Raw genomic sequence first — 25,475 nt, 5'->3', positions numbered from 1 at the left:
CCTTTTTTTGATTTCGCTTATTTGTTTTCAAATAAGCTTGTGGAATGAAGAGGCTGTACACGGGCTTTCGGGTCCATGTAGGCTTTCGCATTGTTGACAGCCGTTGGTGCTTCACCAAATCCGCTGGCAATCAATTTGACTTTTCCTTCATACGTACAAATGTCTCCTGCCGCATAGAAGCCTTCAATGTTTGTTTCCATTGTGGATTTCACGACGATCGAGTTCTTTTCGATTTCAAGACCCCATTGCTTAATTGGTCCAAGAGAGGAAACAAAACCGAAGTTGACGATCACGTCGTCCACATCAAGCACTTGTTTTTTGTCGCCTTTGACTTCTTCTAGCACAATCTGTTCAATGCGGTCTTCACCAATGAGCTCAGTTGGCACAAATGGTGTCACGACATTGACTTTCGAGTTGTGCAGGTTTTCTACACTGTGCTCATGTGCGCGGAATTTATCGCGGCGGTGAATAATGGAAACCTCTTTTGCGATAGGTTCAAGCATCAGTGCCCAGTCCACCGCAGAGTCTCCGCCGCCAAGAACAGCGACACGTCTGCCAGCAAATTGATTCAAATCATTAATGAAGTAATGCAGGTTGCTTCCTTCATATGATTCTGCTGCATCTAGTTCAAGCTTTCTCGGTTGGAATGCACCGTTACCAGCTGTGATGATGATCGTTTTAGAATAATGAATCTCTTGATTTGTCACAAGTTTAAAGATACCATCTGCCTGTTTTTCAACTGTTTCAACTGCTTGCTCTAAGCAAATGGTTTGATCAAATTTATCCATTTGTTCCTTTAAGTTATCAATTAATTCTTGTGCGCGGATTTTTGGAAAACCAGCCACATCATAAATGTATTTTTCAGGGTAAAGAGCGGATAATTGACCGCCGAGCTGAGGAAGGCTTTCAATGATTTTCACACTTGCCTGTCTCATGCCACCATAAAACGCAGTAAACAATCCTACTGGGCCGCCCCCGATAACGGTAATGTCATATACCTTAGAATCTTCTTGCATTCCTTTAATCCTCCCAAATGAAAATTGTTATCACTATATCATATCATACCACACATCGTCGTTTGACTTGTTTTGAAAAACTTGTCGTTTTTTGATGCCGAAGCTTTGAAAAAGAGGAAAAAGTGAGAAAGACCGTTTATCATAAGGATTTTCAGTTTAAAGCCTTGAAAATTGGATCAGAACTCGCTATTATTGTTAAGGGAACTAAATATTAATTTTTTATGAATTTTTGTCGGATACGGTCAAATGCTTTCGTTTTATGTAGGTGAAAGTTCAGATTTTCACATACTTATTTTTTTGTTTAAATTTCATAAAATGCCGGAAAGCGGTTGAGAATAACGATATGTAATTCTTTATCCGTTTTACAGCAAATTTAAAAAAGGTGGATGTGATTCCAGTGAATAAACCGAAAATCGTTGTATTAGGTGCAGGTTATGGCGGATTAATGACTGTAACAAGATTAACAAAACAGCTTGGCACAAATGATGCGGACATTACTCTTGTGAACAAGCATAATTATCATTACGAAACAACATGGTTACATGAAGCAAGCGCAGGCACACTTCATCATGACCGCTGTCGTTATCAAATCAAAGATGTGATTAACAGTTCCCGTGTCAACTTTGTACAAGCAACAGTTGAAAGCATTAATAAGGAAGAGAAGAAAGTTGTGACATCAGATGGCGAACTTTCTTACGACTACCTTGTTGTTGCGCTTGGTGCTGTTCCTGAAACATTTGGTATTGCAGGACTGAAAGAATATGCATTCTCAATCTCTAACATCAACTCTGCTCGTCAGCTTCGTGAGCACATTGAGCTTCAATTTGCGACGTATAATACGGAAGCTGAAAAACGTCCAGAGCGCTTGACAATCGTTGTCGGCGGTGCGGGCTTCACAGGTATTGAGTTCCTTGGTGAGCTTGGAAACCGCGTGCCTGAGCTTTGCAAAGAGTATGATATTGATCAAAAAGATGTGCGCATCATCTGTGTAGAAGCTGCACCAACAGCTCTTCCAGGATTCGATCCTGCATTGATCGACTATGCAATGAACTACCTTCAAGGTAAAGGCGTTGAGTTCAAAATTGGTACAGCGATCAAAGAATGTACACCTGAAGGCATCATTGTTGGAAAAGACGATGATACTGAGGAAATCAAAGCTGAAACTGTTGTTTGGGCTGCTGGTGTACGCGGTAACCCAATCGTTGAGGAAGCTGGATTTGAAAACATGCGCGGCCGCGTAAAAGTATCTCCAGATCTTCGTGTACCAGAAAATGATGATGTATTCATCATCGGTGACTGTTCATTGATCATCAATGAAGAAATCAACCGTCCATACCCACCAACTGCACAAATCGCGATGCAGCAAGGTGAAACAGTAGCGAAAAACCTTGCCGCACTAGTGAAAGGTGGTTCTCTTGAAAGCTTTAAGCCAGACATCAAAGGAACAGTTGCTTCTCTTGGTGAACACGACGCTGTAGGTGTTGCGTTTGGTAAAAAACTTCAAGGAACAAAAGCTTCAGCAATGAAGAAAATCATCGACAACCGTTCTTTATTCATGGTTGGCGGACCAGGACTTGTTCTGAAAAAAGGAAAATTCAAGTTCTTCTAAATCGATATAGACAAAAACGTGTATCCTTGTGATACACGTTTTTTTTGACATATTTTCTTACTTGGTTATCGGCAGTAAAGTATGGTATGATAAATTATCAGAAAATTTAGATTAAGGGAGTGAGCAATATGAATGCACATACAAAAGAAAAGAAGTCCACCTGTCAATATTGTTCGGGGAAAGGATATTTTCAGCTATTGCTCGGCGGATCTGAAACATGTGAGGAATGTAAAGGGACAGGAAAGAAGCTTTAATCCATCTGCTTTTTCCATTGATTGACTTCATCTCTATTTCCAAGTTAAACTAATGATGGGATATTTGGGGGTGGAGATGAAGTGATCAGTTTACCAGTCGTTATCATTTCAGTTATTTTATTTTTCGTGTTATTCTTTGGCATTGGTTTTTTGCTCAATATGCTGCTGAGAATGTCATGGATCATGGCTATTTTATATCCAATTGTATGCCTTTTCATTATCAATAATCAAAAGATGATCGCTTATGTCAGAGAACCGGGCACCGCTTTTTCAGGAATAGGAGACCGCATTGTCTCTCTCGCTGCGGCCGATATCATGATCTTGTTAAGTGGTCTGATTGGTGCAATTGCATCAGGTTTTGTCATCAATGCACTTCGAAAAAGAGGATATCAAATGTTTTAACTCACTTGTGGACATGCAAGTGGGTTTTTTTGTTTCTCCTTTGCATAGTTTCCATTTTGTTTGGAAACAAATAGATGGGTAGAGGAGTGACAAATAAAGATGAAAACATGGATGAAACGATTGTTCATGACAGCCCTTTTTATGCTTGCTCTTTTGACAAGCTTTACGGGCATATCTGGAGTTGAACCAAGTGATGTAGCTGCCTGGGTGAAAGAGACTGATCCTGGCAAGCAAGTATCTTCTTTTTTCCAACAGCAAAAAAGAGAAACGATGGCACTCAAAAGTGATGACTTGCGGGCTATTTCTCTCGAAGAAGCGTTTAATTGGAACGATTACCCGAAGCAAAAGGTTGTCGCCACAGGCTATACAGCAGGTGTGGAATCAACAGGTAAAACGAAGGAACACCATGCATATGGCATTACATATTCAGGCGTCAAAGTGAAACGTGATTTATATTCAACCGTGGCAGCAGACCCATCAGTCTTTCCGATTGGAACTGTTCTCTTTATCCCAAACTATGGCTACGGAGTGGTCGCAGATACGGGAAAAGCCATTAAAGGTCATAAGCTTGATTTATACTATGAAACCGTAGATGATGTGTATAGAGAATGGGGTAAAAAAGTGCTCGATGTGTATATCATCAAAAAGGGCGAAGGAACGTTAACGGAAAAAGACTTAAACCAGCTTAATGAAGCAAAATCAATGCAAGTATTCCGTCAGCAGTTTCAAGCCAATAAAGAATAAAAAAGCTTTGGACAAGTTTTAGGTCCAAAGCTTTTTCGCTTCTACATGAAGTAATAATCTAAGATGAGTGTCAGTAAGACCCCTGTTAAGCCGCCAAAGAAGACTTCAATCGGCTTATGACCAAGAAGCTCTTTCAATTTCTTTTGCTTTTCTTTTTCTTCCGCACTCGGGAAATTCTTTGCTTCAGAAACAAATCGGTTAAAATCTGTTACCAGCTTGTTCAGTACAGTCGCCTGTTCTCCTGCCTGTCTGCGTACACCTGTTGCATCGAACATGGTAATAATCGCAAAGATGGCTGAAATCGCAAAGATCGATGTATTTAGCCCGTGCTCTAAAGCCACTGCTGTTGAGAGTGCTGTTACGGCTGCGGAGTGTGAACTTGGCATTCCGCCTGTGCTTGTAATGAGCGACCAATCTAGTCGTCTAGAAATGATAAATTGAATCGGTACTTTTACAAATTGAGCAAAAAAGATGGCTGCAAGGCTGGCAAGCAGCGGAAAATTCGTCAGTACGCTCATGAACAAGAAACATCCTCTCTGTAAGAAAAAATATCGTGCAAAATGATGGACTGTGTACCCTAGTATGATGAAAAAATGATAGCAGATTCAAATGCTGCCAAGTCCATGTTCAATTATAACATTAAAGAAAGTAGATGTGGAACGGGGAGACGCGGACGGGCTGTACAAGTTTTCATCGCTTTTTCATGATGCCCTTCCGCGTGTGAAAATATAAATGTTCATCAAGTAAAGACAGACTGGCAATGATCGTATAGACCCGCAAATTTTGATATAATAGAAGTTCCAATGTGAAAAATGGAGTTCATTGAAGGAGCGTGTGATAAATATGTTTTTCTCGACAAATGAATGGCAACATAAAGATACACTGGCGATCGGACTTTTTCAAAAGAGCCAATTATCAGGAAAAGCAAAAGAAATGGATGAATTACTTGAAGGACGAATCACTGAATTATTAAAAGAAGGCGATATTTCATCTAAACGAAATCAGCTTTCGAAGTTTTTCCCATCCCCTGAAACAGGCATCAAACGCATTTATTTTGTCGGGCTTGGGAAGGAATCAGATTACACGTTTGAAGAGGCAAAAGAAGGATTTGCCCATCTATTTAAAAAGCTTCATCAAGATAAAAAGCAAGCGGTTTCTGTCTTACTGGATACGTTTATTGGAAAGGATCTGCCTGCCCAAGATGCAGCCCATGCCCTTTCTGAAAGCTGCCTTTTAGCTACATATGAATTACAAGATTTTAAACATAAAACAAATGAACCAGATCGCTTTATCGAGTTTGTTTATGCAACGACGGATCATGATACAGCAGAAATTCAGGCAAGTCTGAAAGTGGGCGAGGTCTACGGGCAGTCCGTCAATTCGGCTCGTACCCTTGTGAATATGCCGCCGAACATGCTCACATCCTCTGATCTGGCTTCGTACGCGGCAGAGCTTGCGTATAAATACGAATTTGAGATTGAAATTTTAGATAAAGAACAAATGGAAGAGCTCGGGATGGGCGGGATTCTAGCTGTCAATAGAGGCTCAACAGAACCACCAAAGCTCATCGTTCTGAAATATCAAGGCAAGGAAGAATGGACGGACGTGATTGGGCTTGTCGGTAAAGGCATCACATATGATACTGGTGGCTATTCGTTAAAGCCAAGGGCCAGTATGGTTGGGATGAAAACTGATATGGGCGGCTCAGCCTCTGTTTTAGGTGCTATGGAAATCATCGGTGAACTGCGCCCAGAGCAAAATGTCATTGCTGTCATTGCCTCAACCGATAATATGATCTCGGCTGACGCCATGAAGCCAGATGACGTCATTGTGTCGCTTAGCGGTAAAACAATCGAAGTACTGAATACGGATGCAGAGGGTCGTCTTGTTTTAGCAGATGGGGTGACATATGCGAAGCAGCATGGTGCCTCTGTCCTTGTAGACGTGGCGACATTAACAGGCGGAGTCATTGTGGCACTTGGAAATGAGGCAACAGGCGTCATGACGAATAACGATGAACTGTATGCCCAGTTTAAAGAGGCATCAGAAGAATGCGGTGAAATGATTTGGCAGCTGCCAATCACTGAAAAAGATAAAAAGCGCGTACGAAACAGCAAAATGGCGGATCTCAATAACTCACCAGGCCGTGATGGACATGCGATCATGGCAGGAGCATTCATTGGTGAGTTCGCTGAGGATACGCCTTGGGTTCACTTGGATATTGCAGGAACAGCAACAACAGAAAAGCCTTCATGCTTTGGGCCAACAGGGGCGACAGGTGTGATGGTAAGATCACTCGCAACGTTTGTGGAACGATTTGAAGGAAAGAAATAAAGGATGAGGCTCTGCCAAATGGCGGGGCCTTTTTTATGTAGGACAAACGCCATTTGACGTAGTATTTTTTCTATGGTAACATACGTTGGTACTTTAATTATCTACTACATTAGTAAACTAAAGGATTTCGGGGGTTTCACCATGAATGCAGTTGTTTTAGCGGTTGTTTTAATGTTGATATTAAGCTTGCTGCGGGTCAATGTCGTGATTGCGCTGGCACTTGGTGCTTTAGCTGGCGGACTTGCGGGTGGATTAGGCCTGGGAGGAACAGTGGAAGCCTTTACTGACGGGCTCGGAGGAAATGCGACAGTGGCGATTAGTTATGCGCTTTTAGGGGCATTTGCTGCGGCGCTGACAAAAACGGGTCTTCCAGATGCCATGGTTGAAGGAGCAGTGAAGCTTTTAGGAAAAGAAGGCGACTCAAGAAGAAAAACATTATCAAAAGTACTGATCATTCTTGTGATTTTGATCGTATCTTGTTTTTCACAAAACGTCGTTCCTGTTCATATTGCCTTTATTCCAGTCTTAATTCCGCCATTATTAAAAGTGTTTAACGAGCTTCAAATTGACCGTAGACTGCTAGCGTGTGTCATGACCTTCGGACTCACTGCACCATATATTTTACTTCCAGTCGGTTTTGGACAGATTTTCCACGGAATGCTCCGTGACAATATGAAGGATGCAGGTCTAGCTGTGAATTTAGCAGATATTCCATATGCCATGCTGATCCCTGTTGGGGGGATGGTGCTAGGATTGATCGTCTCCCTTTTCATGTATCGTAAGCCAAAAGTATATGAGAATCGCGATATTACAGATGTAGAGAAATCAGCTTATACGACAAAAAGTCTATTCTTTGCCGGTCTTGCCATTCTCGTGTCCTTGATTGTCCAGCTTTATCTGTCTCAAAGCCTTGGCGTGGAAGGGATGATCTTCGGTGCACTTGCAGGACTGCTTGTCTTGTTTGTGACCGGAATGATGAAACGCGATGAAGCAGATCAACTGATTACATCTGGAATGAACATGATGGCATTTATCGGTTTTGTCATGCTTGTTGCGGCTGGATTTGCCAACGTTTTAACCAAAACAGGAGACATTGAAACGCTTGTTAAAGCATCTTCACAATTTATCGGCAACAGCCAAAGTCTCGCGGCCATTTTAATGCTGCTTGTGGGTCTGCTTGTGACAATGGGGATCGGATCATCATTTGCCACGATTCCGATTATTACGACCATCTTTGTTCCACTTTGTTTACACCTTGGATTTAGTCCAATGGCGACCATTGCTATTATTGGTTCAGCTGCGGCTGTTGGGGATGCAGGTTCACCTGCAAGTGACAGTACGCTTGGACCGACATCTGGATTGAACATGGATGGACAGCATCACCACATTTGGGGTACATGTGTCCCGACTTTTATCTATTATAATATTCCGCTTGTTCTATTCGGCTGGCTTGCGGCAATTATCCTGTAAGATGAAAAGCTTGTAGAGAAAACGATGATGTTTTTTCTATAAGCTTTTTTGTTGTTCACAAACGAAAAAATAATTAGGACTAAAGTATGTATTAAATGAATCTTTCTTCCTCTATTTTACGTATATATGCTGATAAAAATGAAAAGGGGAAGATGGGACATGTCATTTTTTAAAAAGCTAGCGGCAAGTGCAGGGATTGGTGCGGCAAAGGTAGATACCATTTTGGAGAAAAACGCTTATTATCCTGGACAAGAGGTAAGGGGAACTGTCCATGCAAAGGGCGGGAAAATCTCTCAGGACATCCGCTATATCAATGTCAAGATTCAAACACAGTATGTGATTGTGAAAGATGATGAAGAGCGTAGAAAATATGTGAATATCTTTACTTTACGGGTGACGGATTCTTTTACCATCCAGCCTGGCGAAAAACACGAATTTCCGTTTTCATTTATTCTTCCTATCGATACCCCGATGACGATCGGAAAAGTAGAAATTGCAGTAATGACAGACCTTGATATCCAAGGAGGAATCGATAAATCTGACTATGACCGCATTTTCGTTGAAGCACATCCTTGGGTGAAAAATGTGCTAGAAGCCACTAGAAATCTTGGCTTCCACCTGAACGAAGCAGACTGTGAACATGCGCCTTACTTCCAGCGTCGTCTGCCATTCGTTCAAGAATTTGAGTTTATTCCGACATCAGACTACTATCGTTATATGCTTGATGAGCTAGAGCTGATTTTTCTGATAGATGAAGGCGGCTTAGACATTGTGTTTGAAGTCGACCGCAGAGCAAGAGGACTCAGAGGGTGGCTTGAGGAGATGTATCATGATGGAGAACAGCTTGTGCGCTACCGCTTCAGTCCATCAGATCTTGAAAATGTAGAAGTGCTTGTAGGGATGCTAGAAGGAATCATCGATCAATACGCTGAGTAATGATGAAAAAAGAGCCTAAATGAAGAGAGGCTCTTTTCTCTATGTTCAACTTGTAGATGATGTCTGCCCTTATGATGCGGCTTGTTGTTTTCGAAAGGACGTGGCTTTTGAAACAGAGCGATAAATTTTAGGTGCTAGCATCGCAAGCAATATCGTCAATGCGTAGTCTTTCACCATAAACCAGATCATAAAGAACCACGTGGTTTGATAGGAAATGGGTGCATTCAGCCACACATTTAATGCGAGATACGTATAAGTCGTTCCAATCACATACATGACGGTCGTACCTGCAATAGCTGCAAGCAAAAAGCGGCCAAAGCCAGGATTTTTTCTTTTTTCTAAAATGAATCCAGCTAACCAAGCAGCAGGAATATACGATAAGACAAAACCACCGCTTTTACCTAAAATCACCCCAAAGCCTGCTGAGAACTGTGCGAATACAGGTGCGCCAGTAATTCCGACCAAGGCATATACAATCATAGCTAATGCACCAAGCCGTCTGCCGAGCAAAAGACCAGCAAGTACACAAAAAAACGGCTGCATCGTAAGTGGAATTCCGCCGACTTGCAAAAACGGCACAATGGATGTGATATTTGCTCCAATCGCCATGAGTGCAGCAAACATTCCGACTAACACAAAATCAGCGGTTCTTGTTTTCTGTTGCATGATGTTTCCCCCTGTCTTATCTGTACAAATAGATTAAGGGGATGAGGACTATTTGTCAACCTATTTTTATCATTGGTTAACAATAAAACCCGCCCATTAAAAGGGCGGGTGTGTATTAAGCTTCTGTCATAGAAGACGCATCGATCGCTTGATGAACAGGTACATAATCATAGCCGAGATCACGAGCGACGGCTTCATATGTGATATGTCCGTTCATGACATTGACACCTTCTGCAATGGCTTTGTTTTCTTGAATGGCTTTTGCAGCGCCTTTATGAGCAATTTGCATCGCATATGGAACGGTGACATTCGTTAAAGCAACAGTCGATGTCCGTGGAACTGCTCCAGGCATATTGGCGACAGCATAATGTAAAATACCGTGTTTTTCATAAGTAGGTTGATCATGTGTTGTGATATGATCTATGGTTTCGACAATGCCGCCTTGGTCAATGGCTACGTCTACGATGACGGAACCGGGCTTCATTTGCTTCACCATTTCTTCCGTCACAAGCGTTGGTGCTTTGGCACCTGGGATCAGTACCGCACAAATGAGAAGGTCTGCCTCACTGACTGAATCGGCGATGTTAACAGGGTTAGACATTAACGTTTTCATTTGATGACCAAATTGATCGTCCAGTTGACGTAAGCGTTCTGCGTTTACGTCAATAAGAGTGACATCTGCGCCAAGTCCAATCGCCATTTTCGCTGCGTTTGTTCCAACAACACCGCCGCCTATAATCGTGACCTTCCCTCTTGATACCCCTGGTACGCCTGCGAGCAAGATGCCTTTACCGCCTTTTGGCTTTTCTAAAAATTGTGCACCGATTTGGGCGGCCATTCTGCCTGCCACTTCAGACATAGGTGTTAAGAGAGGGAGTGATTTTCCGTCCGTTACTGTTTCATAAGCAATAGCTGTGACGCTTTTTTGTTTTAAAGCTTCAGCCAAGGAGGGCTCTGCAGCAAGATGCAGGTACGTAAATAAGATGAGTCCTTCTCTGAAAAATGAATATTCCTCAGGTAATGGTTCTTTTACCTTCATGATCATATCAGAAGATGCCCACACATCTTTCGCTTGATCAAGAATTTCTGCACCAACAGATACATAATCGTCATCAGTGAATCCGCTTCCAAAACCAGCGTTTGTTTCAATCAAAATCTGATGTCCAGCTGAAAGTAATTGAGAAGCTGCTCCTGGTGTTAATGCCACTCGGTTTTCATTGTTCTTAATCTCTTTCGGAATGCCGATGATCATGTTTATTCCTCCCATGCTTATCTATTCATATTGTATGTCTAGTGTATCCTGAATGTTTAAAAAATGCTTCGGTTGAAATAAAAAATAAAAAAACGCCTCTTTGTGAAATTTCACAAATGGACGTTTTTTAGCTTCATATCAAGGTATATGGTCATTTTCTCATTCATGTTTTTTAAATCGATTTCTGCAATGTCTGTAATGCGTTTTAATCTGTAATTCAATGTATTGATGTGGATGTTTAATTGCTTTGCCGCAATATTGGCATTGCTGTCACAGTCAATAAATCGTTCAAGGGTTTCGACTAGGTTGGAATGGTGCCTCAGGTCGTAATCTTCCAGCTTTGATAATGAGTAACTGGAGTAAGATGAGCCCCTTCGTTTTTCAGCGAGGACATCTAAATATTGATAAATACCAAGTTCAGAAAAACTGTGTAAACGTTCGGTTTCAACAGGGAAGCGCTCTTTTGTTTTTAATACAGCGAGTGCTTCTTTATAGGATGGCTGAATATGAGAGATGTTATCGTAAATTCCACCAATCGCTGCTTGAACGTGATGGATATGATAACGGTCAGACAGCTGCTGCAGCATGCCGCTTGTGAATTGTTTAATATCCTGCAGCGGGTGCTCTGTTTTTGGTGAGACAAGAATAATGAATTCGTGAAAATCAACAGTCGTTAACAGCACTTGGACTTGCTGCGTTGTTTCAAGCAGATAAGATAGCTTTTTTTCTGTGTCCTCTGTGAGTTCGTCACGAAGGCGGAAGATGATGATGGCATACGTGTCTGGACATCTGATGCCGAGTCTTAAAAATAGGTCGAGCATCTCATCCTTTTCATGAATATGACCTGTGAGCATCTTCCAAAAAAGCTCCTGATTGCGTACTTCTGTTTTCGTTTTGCGAATTTGTAAGTTAAGTAATTTGTTTTTAACAGCATGTGCTGCCATCTTCAGAAGGTCCATGTCTTCTTCTGAAAAAGGCTGCGTGGACTCAATCGCCCAGATAAATCCGAGTACTTCTTTGTCCTTCCAGATTGAAATGGCAACCCTGCTAGATAAACCCACCTCTGCAATTTGAGGGACACGAAGCGGTTCGTCTGTTTTAAGGAGTGTAGGAATGATGCCGTCCTTCCAAAGCCGATTAATGACCTTTTCCGGTACGCGGCGGGAGATAATGGTTGAAGTTCTGGCGGGATCAGTAAAATCATTATGTGTGCTATAAGCGAGCAATCGATGATGCGTATCTTCTATAGTAATAGGGCAATTGAGCACATCACTAATTTGGTCTGCCACATCCTCTAAACGATCAAGACTATACTTAAATGGATCCGTCTTTTTTGTCATAAAAACCCCTGCTTTTTTGAATATTTCACGTACTTACATTATGAAGAGAAAGAGGTACGTAAATCAATAACAAAATGCCATAAATTTAAAAAAGAGATCGCTATGAGAAGAGATCGCATCGATGCTGAAAGAAGGCGAAAAAGAAATAGTACAATAATAACGTAGTAATAAATCAATAGGCGGAAAGATTCAGTGGAGTGTGTCTACACTTATTAAGAATATATGACCAAAAAAATGTTAAATACTAGATAAAAAGCGAAAATAAAGTAATTCTATAGACTCATTTTGTAAAATAAAAACAGATTTGTTTGACTGTGTATCATTTCTGTTTTTATAATAATAACGTCAAAAAATAAGTGGATTAGCCCATTATATGGCGGCTATGCACGGGAGGTAATGAGGAATATGTCAGGAATTATTCGTGTAACCCCAGAAGAACTAAGAGCGACCGCTAAGCAATATGGTGTTGAAAGTCAAGAAGTGTTAAACCAAGTTGATCGTCTAAATAGAATGATCTCAGATTTAAAAGGAATGTGGGAAGGTGCTTCTAGTGAAGCATTTGCTGATCAATACGAGCAGTTAAAGCCTTCATTCATCAAAATGTCTGATCTATTAACAGATGTCAGCAATCAGCTTGATCAAACGGCAAATACACTTGAAAGCACTGACCAAGACATCGCCAGCCAAATCCGCGGCTAATCAAAGGGATTTCCTTTCTAAGTGTGAAAAGCAGAAAAAGCGCCGAGTCTGTCAATGGATGCCGGCGCTCTTTCTATTTTGTGAGGTGGAAATTTGTGTATATCGATATTACCATCGACTTAAAAAATTATGATGGCAGTGTGTTTGATTTGAGACTATCAAATTATTTACATATTAAACAAGTCATCCATATCGCCTGGCAGGCAAAACAAATCTCACTTCCTAAGCGAGAAGGCGGCTGGGTGCGAGTAGTCAATAAGAAAGCTGTGTTTTCAGGCGAATATAAGCTGTCAGACTGTGGAATCACCACAGGAGACAGGCTGGAAATACTATGAAAGGACTTTTGTAAATGGCAGATAAAAAGAGTTCCTATTTAGAAGAACAATTAGAAGCAGTGATGAAAAAAGAGGGCGGCACCTACAGCTTCATTTTTCAAAGAGAGACCATTAAACTCTTAGACGGTTTAGAAGCGGCACCGATCAAAGACATCAATCCTTCATTCAAAAAAGAGATTCAATTAACTGAAGATGAGGTCATTATTTCTATTCAACCGCCTCCTGCCTATCAGGAATTTCGTTTCATCCATGCGAAGGATGAAAAAAGCAAATGGATTTTTTCATACCAGCTTGTCGATGCAGTGTGCAAACACGACGTGAAGCGGCTGCATCCTATTGTTTCTCCTGAAAACATTGTTTTTCATCAAGGCTTAGCTCCTGCACTTTTGCATTACGGCGTCAAAGAAAGCATCCCGCCATATGAAACGGATGAGCATCGTCTGTTAAAAGAGGTCAAAGCCGTCATTCTTCGAGTGGTGGACCATGAATATCAGTTTCAAGAATATGTGGCTTACAGCGAGACGCTGAAATTATCTGAACTGGCAAAAGAGATCAACGAAACGCAGTCTCTGGAAGAATTGTCTGCCCTGATTCAGCAAAAGATCGAAGCGATTGAAACGAAAGAGAAAACGCTATTGACCATTCCGAAAAAGAAATGGAAGGTCGAACGATATGTCGGACTAGGTTTGCTTGTCCTATTAATCCCTGCATTGGTGTACACCATTTACACCTTCTTTTTTGCAATGCCGAAACAAGAAGCGTATGTCGAGGCAAACAAATATTATCTCAACAAACAGTACAGCCAAGTGGTGGATACGTTAGAAAAATATTCAGCCAATCAAATGCCGGTCTCTCTTCAATATGAACTGGCCATTTCGTATGTACAAACAAATCAAGGCAATCTGTTACTCGATCAGCATAAAAAAGAAATCACAGATACATACACATTACAGACTGATCCGCAATATTTCCTTTTCTGGATTCATATCGGACAAGGCAATAGCAAGGAAGCACTTGATATTGCACGGGTACTTGGAGACGACCGGTACATATTTACGGCACTCGTCGCCTACCGCAATGACATTCAAAACGATGACAGTCTTTCTGCAGAAGAAAAACAAAAACAGCTAGATCCAATTATTAAGGAAATGGCGAAATATGAAGAAAAAGAAACAACGGAGACAAGCACCAATGACTCCTCGGGCGCAAGCCAAACAGATGAAACAGCTGAACAAAAAGAGCAGTCAAAAGCCGATCAAGAGAAAAAAGAGAAAGAATCTGAAGCGAAAAAGAAAACCTCTCAGACGAAAAAAGATGAGAAAAAATAATTCTTTCGATACAACTGACAGTTGGTGCTGTCCCATGAGGAGGTGGAGCGTTTGAGTCTTCTTTGGGTTTTTTATGAGGAGGATTATCAAACCGTCCGTTTAGACGAGCAGTTCAATCGAGAAGCTGTGATTGGACCTGAAATAGAGCATACGGTGACAATCCCTTCACTTTCGTTTGATGAAGGGTTCATCCGTTTAACTCCCGATGAACCGAATGATGGCTTTTCCATTTATCAGGGTGAAGAGAAGAAAGGCACATTGCTTCCACATGAACCATATAAGCTTAATACACTGACACTTATTTTAATGGAAGCACATCATGATCAACACATTTATTACCTAGGAAATAGAGTCGAGCTGTCTTTTTCACGTGAGAACAAAGATGAGATCGATGTGTGGAAAGAACAAGCGCATTCTATGTTTCAAGATGCGAGACAGTTTACTTTGGAGAAAATCGAAGGAACTTGGTATGTCATGCCTCAGGACGAAACGATTTATGTGAACGGGAAAAAAATTCACGGTCCAGAGACAATTGATGCTGGAGATGAGCTGTTCTGGAACTTTCTAACGGTGACATTGAAAGATGATGATTTATTGCAGGTGACTGCATATGAACCATTTCAAACACGTTTGGAAAAAACAAGAGCACCAAGCACAGAAACAAAACAAAAATATCCTTTATATAGACGAACACCACGTTTAATTTATGATCTGCCAGATGACCGGGTTTCCTTTAGCTTTCCTTCGCAGGAGAGCGAAAATAACAGCAGAGGGCTCTGGCTTGTTGTTCTCCCGCCGCTTGTGATGCTTCTTGTGATGGGAATTGTCGCTCTTGTCCAGCCGCGCGGAATCTTTATTGTCGTGTCGATGGCGATGTTTATCATGACGTTAATCACATCGTCTGTTCAATACTTTAAAGAGAAATCACAACGTAAAAGACGGGAAGAGAAACGGCAGCGAGTCTATTCTCTTTACTTAGAAAATAAACGAAAAGAGCTGCAAGAGCTTTACGACCGCCAGCAATATATTTTGACGTATCATTATCCGTCATTTGAAGAAATGAAGTATTTAACGTCAGAAATTAGCGGCCGAATTTGGGAAAAAACACTTGTGAGTGATGATTTCTTGCAGCTGCGTCTTGGGACGGGCGCAGTCCCGTCAAGCTATGAACTATCGATGAGCGGCGGTGATATGGCCAATCGTGATATCGATGACTTAATGGAACAAACGCAGCACATGCAACAGGTCTATCGTGAAGTGAAGGATGTACCTATCACATTCGGTCTTGCCGATGGCCCAACTGGATTGATTGGAAAGCCAGCCATTGTAAAAAAGGAGCTTCATCAGCTTGTCGGACAGCTTGCTTTCTCGCATAGCTATCATGATTTAAGATTTGTGTTTATTTTTCATGAGCAGGAGTATGAGAATTGGGAATGGATGAAATGGCTTCCGCATTTCCAGCTGCCTCATACATACGGCAAAGGGTTCATTTACAACGAACAAACACGCGATCAGCTGTTGTCCTCCATTTATGAAATTTTACGTGAGCGTGATCTAGAAGAAGAAAAAGAGAAGAAGATCTTTACGCCTCACTTTGTGTTTATCGTGACAAATCATGAGCTCATTGCGGAACATGTGATTTTAGAATATTTAGAAGGCAGCCGAACTGACCTTGGCATCTCCATTATTTTTGCTGCTGAAACAAAGGAAAGCTTAGCTGAAAATATCTCGACGCTTGTCCGTTATATTAACGAGGAAGAAGGAGATATTCTCATTCAGCACAAGAAAGCCGTCCGAATTCCATTTCAGCTTGATACACATGAGCGCAGGGACAATGAGCTATTTGCCAGAACGCTGAGAACATTAGATCATCAAGTTGGTATGACCAATTCGATTCCTGAAACGGTCTCCTTCCTTGATCTTTTTCATGCCAAACAGGTAGACGAGATTGGCATTCGTGAAAAGTGGCTCACATCAGAAACGGCTAAATCACTCTCTGTGCCAATCGGTTATAAAGGAAAAAATGACATTGTGGATCTGAACCTGCACGAAAAAGCACACGGCCCGCACGGCCTGTTGGCGGGAACAACAGGATCAGGGAAAAGTGAATTTTTACAGACGTACATTTTATCGCTCGCTGTACACTTTCACCCGCATGAAGTCGCTTTCCTATTGATTGACTATAAAGGAGGCGGAATGGCGCAACCGTTCCGTAATATTCCTCATTTACTTGGCACCATCACCAATATTGAAGGCAGTAAGAACTTTAGTGAAAGGGCGCTTGCCTCAATTAAAAGTGAATTGAAAAAAAGACAACGCTTGTTTGATCAATATCATGTGAATCACATCAATGATTATACGAAGCTCTATAAGGAGAAAAAGGCTGAACAGGCAATGCCTCATTTATTCTTAATCTCTGATGAGTTCGCTGAATTAAAAAGTGAAGAGCCGGACTTTATTAGAGAGCTTGTCAGTGCGGCACGTATCGGCCGAAGCCTCGGGGTTCATCTCATTTTGGCTACCCAAAAGCCAGGCGGGGTCATTGATGATCAGATTTGGAGTAACTCCCGCTTTAAGGTTGCACTAAAAGTACAAGATGCGTCAGACAGTAAGGAAATATTGAAAAATAGTGATGCGGCGTCTATTACCGTTACAGGCCGCGGTTACTTACAAGTGGGGAACAATGAAATCTATGAATTGTTCCAATCAGCTTGGAGCGGTGCGCCTTATATGGAAGATGGCTACGGATCAGAAGATGATATTGCCATTGTGACAGATACGGGACTTATTCCGTTATCTGGGGTAAGCACAGAGCCGGCTGTGAAAAAGGAGACAGTGTCGGAGATTTCTGCTGTTGTGGATGAAATTGAACGTATGCAACAGGAGCTTGGGATTGAGAAGCTCCCAAGTCCTTGGCTTCCACCGCTCGAAGAACGGATTCCAAAATCACGTTATGCGTCAAGTGAAGAGCATGTCTTCCATTTTGCGCTTGTCGATGAGCCAGATCAGCAAAGCCAGCATCCACTTTCTTATCACATGATGGAGGATGGAAACATTGGCATCTTTGGTTCCTCCGGCTACGGAAAATCACTTGCTGCCACAACACTGCTCATGAGCTTTGCGGAGAGATATTCACCGGAAGAATGGCATGCGTACATTTATGACTTCGGAAACGGAACATTGCTTCCATTAGCCAAACTGCCGCACACGGCGGATTATTTCTTAATGGATCAAATGAGAAAGATTCAAAAGTCGATGACGCGTCTGCGGGAAGAGGTTGAATACCGCAAGCGGTTATTCAGGCAGCAAGAAATGAGTCATATCAAAATGTACAACGCCTTAAATGAGAAAAAGCTTCCATTCATTTTCATCGTGATCGACAACTTTGACATTGTCAAAGACGAAATGCATGAACTTGAATCTGAATTTATCCAGCTGAGCCGTGATGGTCAATCATTAGGAATTTACTTCTTGATTACAGCGACTCGGGTAAATGCAGTCCGCCAATCTCTTATGAACAACTTGAAAACAAAGGTCGTCCATTACTTAATGGATCAAGGAGAGGCGTACTCGATTATTGGCAGACCGAAATTTAGCTTAGAGCCGATTCCGGGGCGAGTCATTATCAACAAAGAAGAGCTTTACTTTGCACAAATGTTCCTACCAGTTGAAGGAGAGAACGATCTCGAGCTGTTTGAGCATTTGAAACAAGAGATTCAGCTTCTTCATGATCGCTTTGAATCAGCTGAAAAACCAAAACCTGTACCAATGCTTCCTGATAAACTAACCATTTGGGAGCTAGAGAATCGCTTAGAAGAACAAAAACAGCCTTATGACATTCCAGTCGGACTAGATGAGGAATCTGTTGCACCTGTTTACTTTGACTTGAAGAAGAATAAACACTGCCTCATCATCGGTCAAACGCAGCGAGGGAAAACAAATGTGACAAAACTGATGCTTGATCAGCTTTTAGCAGCAAAACCTGAGAAGCTGGCCGTCTTTGATTCGATTGATCGGGGTCTCTCTCATTATGCAAAAGAAGAGAACATTGATTACCTTGAAACAAAAGATGATATCACCGAATGGGCAGAGGAAATAGACCGTTTATTCAAGGTGCGGGAAGAGATGTACGTCGAAGCTGTGCGCCGGGGAGAGACTGATCAGTTGTCGTTCCCTCAAATTGTGCTTGTGGTTGATGGGATCACGCGTTTTCAGCAGACAATCGACCCGCGTCTTCAAGATCAATTGGCTGATTTCATGAAATCATATGCGCACCTAGGCTTTAGCCTGATCGCATCAGGAAATCATACCGAATTCAGTAAAGGCTATGATGCACTCACAAACGAAATCAAACAAGTTCGTCATGCCATGTTACTCATGAAAAAATCAGAGCAAAACATCATACCGCTTCCTTATGCAAGACAAGAACCAGATATTCAGCCAGGCTTCGGGTATTTGGTTGAGAACGGGAAAGAGAAGAAAATTCAGGTTCCTTTATGTGCGGTAGAAAGGAAGAGTGTTCAATGACAGAGCAGCAAAAAAGCTCCATCAAAATCGTATCGACGATGATATTGATTCTTGTTCTGCCGGTTTTATTTTTCCACCTCATTGGAGATGACCCGGCAAAACAGAAAAAGAATGCCACACGTAATATTGCTGTGGTCAATGAGGATATGGGAGCGAGCGAAAGTGAAAACACCGCTCGTTTCGGACAAGATGTCGTCGCCGCATTATCAGAGCGTCCAGATTATACATGGACCGTAGTGAACCGCAGTGCGGCGGAAAATGGACTGAAAAGCAGAAAGTATGACGCTGTCCTCTATATCCCGTCTGATTTCTCTAAAAATGTGCTGAGCTATGATAAAGACCATCCTGAAAAGGCATCCATTCAATTTTCCATTCAAGATCAGCTCAATTCAGTCAATAAAGAGAAAGTGCAAAGAGAGCTGGAAAATGCGCAAAAGAAAATGAATGAACAGATGTCGACGTTATACTGGAGTTTTGTATCACAGGAAATCGGCAATGTCAGAGAAGAGTTTGAGCATATTGTCGGCAAAGAAGTCGAATTCCAAAACACGATGTATAACTTCTATAAGCCAAACTCAAACAAACTATCAGACGCGGTTCAGCAGCAGAAGAAACAAATAGAAGAATTAAAAAATGCGATGACCGACTCGCAGAAACAGTATAAAGACGGTCTGACTACAACAGAAGAAGCAAAGAACCAGTTAAAGGACTTTGTGAAAGTAGTCGATCAGTACCAGCAGTATCAAGACAAACAAAAGGACCTCTTGATCAAAGCGCAATCGACAAACCAAAAACAAATCCAGCAGGGGCTCAAACAGCTCGCTGATATCCAAAACCAAAATGCCCGCAGCTTTAGTGATCAAATGGGCGGACTCAAAACAGACATCAACGGGGTACAAAGTCAGCTGAACACAACGGACAGCGCCATCCAATCTGTTCAAAAGTCAAGAGAAGAAGCCATTCCTAAGCAATCAACGGGATTAACTAAGCTTGTTCAGGAGTCTCAGGAAGAACTGATTAAAAAGTATGAAAGGCAATATCTTTCATATATTGGGGATGAAATTTCTCGGATGCAAGAGCAATTGAAAACTTCAAGAAGATCATTGCTTGAAGCAGAGAAACAGTCAGAAGAGCCAAATGAAAATTCTAAAAAACCAGGAGAAGATCCACAAGACTCAAATAAAGATGAATTGAAGATCAATCTTGAAGAAGAGACGAAGAAATTAACTGAGATTTCAACGGAAATCAATCAAGTTGCAGACGAGTTAACAGAAAGTGAAGATACCCCGACATCAGGTCAAGAGAAAGATGAAGGAAATTCTGCTCAACCTGAAGAGACAAATTCAATGTCATCTCGATCAAAAGAGCAGTTAAAAGCCCTCTCTTTAAAATTAGAAGAAGTAAAAAAGAATATTGAAAATAAAACAACAGCTCATAATGATCAATTACAAGGAAAAATCGATCATTTGAGTGAAGAATTAATTACTTTAACGGATAAGATAGAAAAACTAGAAGAAAAATTACAAAAAATTGAAAATAACAATAATCAAAACATACGTGATATAAAGAAAACCATTATCAAACAAGAATTAGCTATTACAAGAAAATTAGAGCGAATAAAAACAAGTCAATCTCCATTACTTCTTTACACAGCGAAAATGGATAGACTAGAGGATTTTAATACAGAATCAGAAAAAGCATCTGACTTGTTAAAGTATTCAAATGAATTAGCACAGTATGAAGCGTTACTTAACAGTTTCTATACAAATTCTTCCTCCTTACTAGACATTAAGAAAGAGGAAATAGAGTCCATCCTCTCCATCAAAAAAGAGGAAACAGACAACTGGGATACGCTCAAAAAACAAATGCTGACGTCAAACGATGATGTGTCTACTTTTATTGATGAGATGCAGAAGTTTTCAGATGGCTATGCAGAATACATTTCGACTCAGCAGGCAAGCATGGAACAGGAATTAAACACAATTTCTGAAAGTGCGGACAATGTTGCGGAGCAAATGGCTGATCAAGGAGATGCAGTGTATACGGCAGACCTTGCAGGCAGTTCTATTGTTGTCAGTGCACAGGATTCAATTGGTCAGGAAGTGCTTCGACTTTCTGAAAATATGAGTTCGTTAACCGACCGCCAAAAAGGGGTGGCGGATTATACGAATAACATTGAAGAGAGTGTCACAACGGTCCAAGAAAAAGCGGATACGCTGAATGAAAACTGGAGCAAGAATGTTCATTCCACGAAGCTTGTTCAGCAAGATTTGAAAGGTATTTTAGGAAACACATTAAGCGATCAAGGCAACAGCAACTATGTGTATAATCACTTAGCCAATCCGCTGAAAATTAGCGGTGATGTACCAGAAGAAAAAACGCAGACTGTACCGCCAGTGGTCATTTTGGTCATTGTCATGATCAGTAGTTTGTTAATTGGCTTTTTCAGCTCGTATTATGCGGCAGCTCCGATCCTGGTTAAAGGTGCACTGTTTGGCATCTTAAATCTATTAGTCGGACTCATGATCAGCTTGTTCGGACTGAACATTTACAAGCTTGCAGATGATCAAGCGATTCAATGGTCCATTTTCACGATTTTACTATTGGTGGCTTGCTCCGCCTTTATTCGCACGGCGTTCCATTTCGGCTCTATTGCCGGATGGATGGCAGCAACGGCGCTTATTTTCTTCTTTGTCGCACCATTAATTGATTTGGTGATGCCGAATTTCCATTTCACAAATCCAGTATCAGACGTGTACCTGTCCATCCAATATGGAAATGGAGATCACTTTGGAATGGGAGTTATAGGATTAGTGATTTTAACGGTCCTCTTCATGACCATCCCGCTTGTGACAAAGCTATGGAAAGATAAAACGGAGGAACGTGATGTGACTCATGAGGCTTAATCTGTTCGTGAAAGGGATGGCACTTGGTGTCATGTCCCTTTTTCTCCTCATTCCTGCTGCTTTCGCTGCTGGTGAAGATACGGATACAAACGTCAAGCCGAATGAATATCAGGAAAAAGAACTTAATATTAACTCAAGTATATTGAGGGATCAAACGAAATACGAACAAAGCAAAAAGACATCAACAGTTAAAACAGACATTCATTTTGCTGAACCGCCTAAAACTCCGGGAGGGTCTCTTTCTCCGCAGCTTTTCAGTGATCTAAAAGAGAACCCGCCCAAAACATCAGCACACATGATGGAAGAGATGAATATCTCTTTTCGTGATGCCGCTGTATCGGCACCTTCTGGAGATGATTATGAGAAGCAGTCATCCGCACTGCTTCCGATCATCTTTGGTTTCTTAATCGTCTTTGGCATCGTTGTGATGGTCATTCTAATTCCAAAGGTGAATGTGAAGGCTGAAAAGAAATAGCCTGTCTCTTTAAAAAGAGGCAGGTTTTTCTTTATGCAGATTGCTTGAAGTCGTACCGTTTCACTACGTAAAATAGAGTTATCGAGGGAGGAGATTGTCATTCGAATTTCAATCGTTACAGGCGGATCAAAAGGATTTGGCCTAGCACTTGTGAACCGGCTGCTCTCACGCGGAGATCATGTGTACACGGTAGCAAGAAGTGCATCACCAATTTCTCATCCGAAGCTTACACATACACAGGTCGACCTGACAGATGAGCAAGCAGCAGCCAAATGGCTTCGAGATTGTCTCACGCCGCAAACACTGACAGAAGCTGATGACATCTTATTCGTCAATAATGCAGGCATGGTGACACCTATCAAGCGTGTGGGGCAAGGCGGACAGGATACGCTTCATCAACATTATACGCTGAATCTTGTGATTCCTGTTTTGCTGAGCCATGTGTTTGTTAAGCATACTCAATCATTTAATGGAAAGAAAACGATTGTTCACCTTTCTTCTGGAGCGGCGAAAAATCCTTATAAAGGCTGGAGTGCGTATTGCAGCTCAAAGGCAGGACTTGATATGTTTATGAGGACTTTGCATGAAGAACAGCAGGACGAGGCGTATCCAATCAACACGTTTTCATTTTCTCCGGGCACAATTGATACAGATATGCAGGGAGAGATTCGGAAATCATCAAAACAGGACTTCGAACAAATTGATCGTTTTCAGCAATTATATGAAACAGGTACTTTGAAGAGTCCAGATGAAGTCGCAAGTATTTTGCTCGATCTATTAGCGGATGATCCAGCTGGCGGCTGCGTATACGATGCACGTGACTATGGAAAAAAGCAGTCATAACGACTGCTTTTTTCCGTCTTGTACAAGCAAAACCGGCTAATTTGACATAAGCTAATCTTGAGACTCATAGAAAATATAACAGAACATTTGAGTTTCTTTTCAGAATATGTTAGGATGCTAAAAATATAGATAAGGAGGGGTTTCCATGAGAAAGGTTACATTAATGGATGTTTACACCCATCCAGTTGCTCAAAAGTATTTAAATCGTTCAGGAAAAGCCCATGCGATTGCTTGTGCTTATCACGCATTCAAGCTGGCGATGAAGGCTGGGATTAACCCAGATCTGGCTGTGAAAGCAGCGCTCTTACATGACATTGGCCATTATGAATGGTATACAGCCGGCGGAGAGTGGGATTACGAGACATATAGACGAAATGATATTCATGCCATTAAAGGTGCAGAGCGGGCACATAAACTGCTCATACGGCTCGGGGAGGAACCAAAAGCAGCCAAAGATATTGCACTTGCGATTCTGCTTCATACAGATTCCTATTTGCCAGAGGGCGACCTTCATAAGGACACACTCCAACAAATTGTGAAGAAAGCAGATGAAATGGATGAAGAGCCTGGCGGACACCACCATTACAGACAAATAGACGAATCACTCGCAATGAAAAAAATTGCCGATTTGGATCAGAAAGTGCAGCAGGCACTTCAGCCCATGAAACGCTCTGTTTAATATGGAATGTCTCCATGAATCGTTCCGTGCTGATCGACATACAATGTTCGAATAACGGTACGGTTAAACGCAGATGTCCCTGACGTAGTGAGTCCAGTGTATTGCACCGTGACGGAATAAGCACCTTCTTTTTTCAATTGAATAGCTGATGAGCTACTTGTTTTCAGTGGATGATCCTTTTGTGCGTCTTTAAAGTAATTGGTTTCCACAGATTTGCTTAACCGTTTAATTAGACCGCTTGAATGGGTCGATGCACCTCCTGACTTCGAAGCAGCTTCTTTAATTTCTTCATTTAATGGTGAATCAAAAGATACAAGCAGCAGATAAGGAGCTCTTTGTCCTGAATTCGATTGAATCGTCCATTTTCCAGGAACGGGTTTATTGATTTTTACATGGTGTGAATATGCGCCTTCATATGGGAAAGATGCTTCCGATGTCTTAAGGTTTGTTAAGACGTCTCCATTTGGGGCAATGATTTCGGGCTGCGTCTCCTGCCTTTCATTTAACCACTGGATCGATAAGCCATTCGTTCCTTCCTCTACATAGAACGCTTCTGTTTTATCCTTTTCACTTTCTCCACCTTTCGCATAAACATCTGTATTGAGCTCAGCAGAAACGGGCTCTTGTTCCTCTTTATGTTTATTTTCAGCGCTCGCGGCATTTGCCAGCAGCTGATGCTGGAACACAGGAAACATACTTGTGCCGTTTTTGATTGAATAGTGATCCCATTTTCCTGTTAAAATATTGTTTGCATACGATAGTTTTGTGCTGTTTACCGTGACAGCGCCATCATTTACACCAAAGCTCTTTAAATACATGCCGCCTAAATATAGCACACCGCCAAATGTTCCCCATTCCGAGCCAGAGTAGGTGACATATTTATTGGGAAACGCCTCAAGCTGGTCGGTTTCACTACGAAAAGCCGCCATCAGACCGGTTTGCAAAGAATAAAGCGCGTCGCTTTTTTGTCCAAGAATTTCCGCAAGCCAGCTTCCGCCCTTGCTATACGCTAGATCCGCAAGTGGTGTCCCGTTATGAGGAGAGCCGAGAGTAATGACTTTTTCCACATAGGGATGGGCTTTGAAATACACCAGGGCGGACTGTGTATCGACCCCTCCTTTACTATGACCAATCACAATGAGTTTTCTACCAAACGCATCATAGATTTCTTTGAGCTTTTCCGCTAATAGTTTGCCGTTCTTTTTCATGTCCTGATCTGGGTGCAAATCTATGAATGCGCTTTCGTATCCGTTCAGAACAGCCTGCTTTGCCATATCGTTTCGATCGGACCAAGTGGAGGAGGAGCTGTTAATGCCATGAACAAAAACAAGTGGTGGTTTTGATCCGTCTTTTTGAACGGGCTCTTCTCCTTTAAACCACTTCCCTGGCGTCCCAGGTGGATCTCCAATTGTCCCTGCATACGCATAACTTGCAGAGGATAGAAAGAGCATGACAGCAACAATACAAATGAGTTTTTTCAAGACAATTCACCTCTTCAAATGATTTAAATTGTTGGCAGCACCAATCTATTATACTTCTAAAAAATGTAAAAACGTATCAATTGTTAAAATATGGTATTAATGTTGTGGGGTTGCCATGAGTGACATTCACATGGGTTCATGCATACGCTGTGGGTAAATACACAAGTAAAGGGGCGGGT

At 41.7% G+C, this 25,475-nt stretch carries 21 protein-coding genes; 15 read left to right on the top strand and 6 right to left on the bottom strand.

Annotated elements, in window-relative coordinates:
- Positions 1 to 17 precede the first annotated feature (17 nt).
- Complete coding sequence (gene yumC, locus NST39_RS15480; RefSeq protein WP_044140839.1) at positions 18 to 1,016, bottom strand: ferredoxin--NADP reductase 2; 999 nt, start codon at positions 1,014 to 1,016, stop codon at positions 18 to 20.
- A gap of 391 nt (positions 1,017 to 1,407) precedes the next feature.
- On the opposite strand from yumC, the gene NST39_RS15475 reads away from it, so the two are divergent.
- The 4 genes from NST39_RS15475 (at position 1,408) to NST39_RS15460 (ending at position 4,025) form a co-directional block, all read left to right on the top strand.
- Positions 1,408 to 2,625, top strand: coding sequence for an NAD(P)/FAD-dependent oxidoreductase (locus NST39_RS15475; protein WP_161792789.1), 1,218 nt, complete (start codon positions 1,408 to 1,410; stop codon positions 2,623 to 2,625).
- 128 nt (positions 2,626 to 2,753) lie between these two features.
- Positions 2,754 to 2,879 carry a YuiA family protein gene (locus NST39_RS15470; protein ID WP_157957789.1) on the top strand — a complete coding sequence of 42 codons (126 nt, stop codon included), beginning with the start codon at positions 2,754 to 2,756 and terminating at the stop codon, positions 2,877 to 2,879.
- An 81-nt stretch (positions 2,880 to 2,960) separates the two neighbouring features.
- Complete coding sequence (locus tag NST39_RS15465; RefSeq protein ID WP_044140838.1) at positions 2,961 to 3,281, top strand: YuiB family protein; 321 nt, start codon at positions 2,961 to 2,963, stop codon at positions 3,279 to 3,281.
- Positions 3,282 to 3,380: 99 nt separating this feature from the next.
- On the top strand, positions 3,381 to 4,025 hold the full coding sequence (locus tag NST39_RS15460) for a 3D domain-containing protein (protein WP_003212854.1): 645 nt from the start codon (positions 3,381 to 3,383) through the stop codon (positions 4,023 to 4,025).
- Between the two features lie 41 nt (positions 4,026 to 4,066).
- Here NST39_RS15460 and NST39_RS15455 read toward each other — a convergent pair whose 3' ends face one another.
- The gene (locus tag NST39_RS15455; protein WP_044140837.1) at positions 4,067 to 4,543 is read right to left on the bottom strand and encodes a divergent PAP2 family protein; all 477 of its coding nucleotides are present in this window, start codon (positions 4,541 to 4,543) and stop codon (positions 4,067 to 4,069) included.
- Positions 4,544 to 4,868: 325 nt separating this feature from the next.
- Here NST39_RS15455 and NST39_RS15450 point away from each other — a divergent pair, with 325 nt between their 5' ends.
- The 3 genes from NST39_RS15450 (at position 4,869) to NST39_RS15440 (ending at position 8,765) form a co-directional block, all read left to right on the top strand.
- On the top strand, positions 4,869 to 6,359 hold the full coding sequence (locus NST39_RS15450) for a leucyl aminopeptidase (protein WP_341029119.1): 1,491 nt from the start codon (positions 4,869 to 4,871) through the stop codon (positions 6,357 to 6,359).
- A 141-nt stretch (positions 6,360 to 6,500) separates the two neighbouring features.
- Positions 6,501 to 7,829 (top strand): Na+/H+ antiporter family protein, encoded by a 1,329-nt coding sequence (locus tag NST39_RS15445; protein ID WP_044140834.1) that lies wholly within the window; start codon positions 6,501 to 6,503, stop codon positions 7,827 to 7,829.
- Between the two features lie 159 nt (positions 7,830 to 7,988).
- Positions 7,989 to 8,765 carry a sporulation protein gene (locus NST39_RS15440; RefSeq protein ID WP_341029117.1) on the top strand — a complete coding sequence of 259 codons (777 nt, stop codon included), beginning with the start codon at positions 7,989 to 7,991 and terminating at the stop codon, positions 8,763 to 8,765.
- A 69-nt stretch (positions 8,766 to 8,834) separates the two neighbouring features.
- Here the strand turns inward: NST39_RS15440 and NST39_RS15435 are convergent, their stop codons facing one another.
- From NST39_RS15435 to NST39_RS15425, 3 genes are all read right to left on the bottom strand, one after another.
- Positions 8,835 to 9,431 (bottom strand): biotin transporter BioY, encoded by a 597-nt coding sequence (locus NST39_RS15435; protein ID WP_341029115.1) that lies wholly within the window; start codon positions 9,429 to 9,431, stop codon positions 8,835 to 8,837.
- A 115-nt stretch (positions 9,432 to 9,546) separates the two neighbouring features.
- Positions 9,547 to 10,683, bottom strand: a complete 1,137-nt coding sequence (gene ald, locus NST39_RS15430) for an alanine dehydrogenase (protein ID WP_341029114.1) — start codon at positions 10,681 to 10,683, stop codon at positions 9,547 to 9,549.
- A gap of 110 nt (positions 10,684 to 10,793) precedes the next feature.
- A complete protein-coding gene (locus tag NST39_RS15425; protein ID WP_044140830.1) occupies positions 10,794 to 12,023 on the bottom strand; it encodes a PucR family transcriptional regulator in 1,230 nt (409 codons plus the stop codon).
- A 405-nt stretch (positions 12,024 to 12,428) separates the two neighbouring features.
- Between NST39_RS15425 and NST39_RS15420 the strand changes: the two genes are divergently transcribed.
- The 8 genes from NST39_RS15420 (at position 12,429) to NST39_RS15385 (ending at position 23,815) form a co-directional block, all read left to right on the top strand.
- Positions 12,429 to 12,722: a WXG100 family type VII secretion target gene (locus NST39_RS15420; protein WP_003213769.1), complete on the top strand. Its 294-nt coding sequence runs from the start codon at positions 12,429 to 12,431 to the stop codon at positions 12,720 to 12,722.
- A gap of 95 nt (positions 12,723 to 12,817) precedes the next feature.
- On the top strand, positions 12,818 to 13,057 hold the full coding sequence (locus NST39_RS15415; RefSeq protein ID WP_003213579.1) for an EsaB/YukD family protein: 240 nt from the start codon (positions 12,818 to 12,820) through the stop codon (positions 13,055 to 13,057).
- A 14-nt stretch (positions 13,058 to 13,071) separates the two neighbouring features.
- Positions 13,072 to 14,385 (top strand): type VII secretion protein EssB, encoded by a 1,314-nt coding sequence (essB, locus tag NST39_RS15410; RefSeq protein WP_341029112.1) that lies wholly within the window; start codon positions 13,072 to 13,074, stop codon positions 14,383 to 14,385.
- 51 nt (positions 14,386 to 14,436) lie between these two features.
- Positions 14,437 to 18,912: a type VII secretion protein EssC gene (gene essC, locus NST39_RS15405; RefSeq protein ID WP_341029111.1), complete on the top strand. Its 4,476-nt coding sequence runs from the start codon at positions 14,437 to 14,439 to the stop codon at positions 18,910 to 18,912.
- Entirely contained in the window at positions 18,909 to 21,818 is a 2,910-nt protein-coding gene (gene esaA / locus NST39_RS15400; RefSeq protein ID WP_341029110.1) for a type VII secretion protein EsaA, read from the top strand. The genes essC and esaA overlap by 4 nt, the downstream gene beginning before the upstream one ends.
- Positions 21,808 to 22,293 (top strand): type VII secretion protein EssA, encoded by a 486-nt coding sequence (gene essA, locus NST39_RS15395; RefSeq protein WP_050944050.1) that lies wholly within the window; start codon positions 21,808 to 21,810, stop codon positions 22,291 to 22,293. The genes esaA and essA overlap by 11 nt, the downstream gene beginning before the upstream one ends.
- Before the next feature lie 99 nt (positions 22,294 to 22,392).
- A complete protein-coding gene (locus NST39_RS15390) occupies positions 22,393 to 23,136 on the top strand; it encodes a (S)-benzoin forming benzil reductase (RefSeq protein ID WP_341029980.1) in 744 nt (247 codons plus the stop codon).
- 145 nt (positions 23,137 to 23,281) lie between these two features.
- Positions 23,282 to 23,815, top strand: coding sequence for an HD domain-containing protein (locus tag NST39_RS15385; protein WP_003212819.1), 534 nt, complete (start codon positions 23,282 to 23,284; stop codon positions 23,813 to 23,815).
- Here the strand turns inward: NST39_RS15385 and NST39_RS15380 are convergent.
- Positions 23,812 to 25,296, bottom strand: a complete 1,485-nt coding sequence (locus NST39_RS15380) for an esterase/lipase family protein (RefSeq protein ID WP_341029109.1) — start codon at positions 25,294 to 25,296, stop codon at positions 23,812 to 23,814. The genes NST39_RS15385 and NST39_RS15380 overlap by 4 nt on opposite strands.
- Positions 25,297 to 25,475: the final 179 nt, after the last annotated feature.

Origin of the sequence: Bacillus sp. FSL W8-0645, from assembly GCF_038007905.1 — a bacterium.
Lineage (GTDB): Bacteria > Bacillota > Bacilli > Bacillales > Bacillaceae > Bacillus > Bacillus pumilus.
This window is presented reverse-complemented; position numbering and strand designations above follow the sequence as displayed.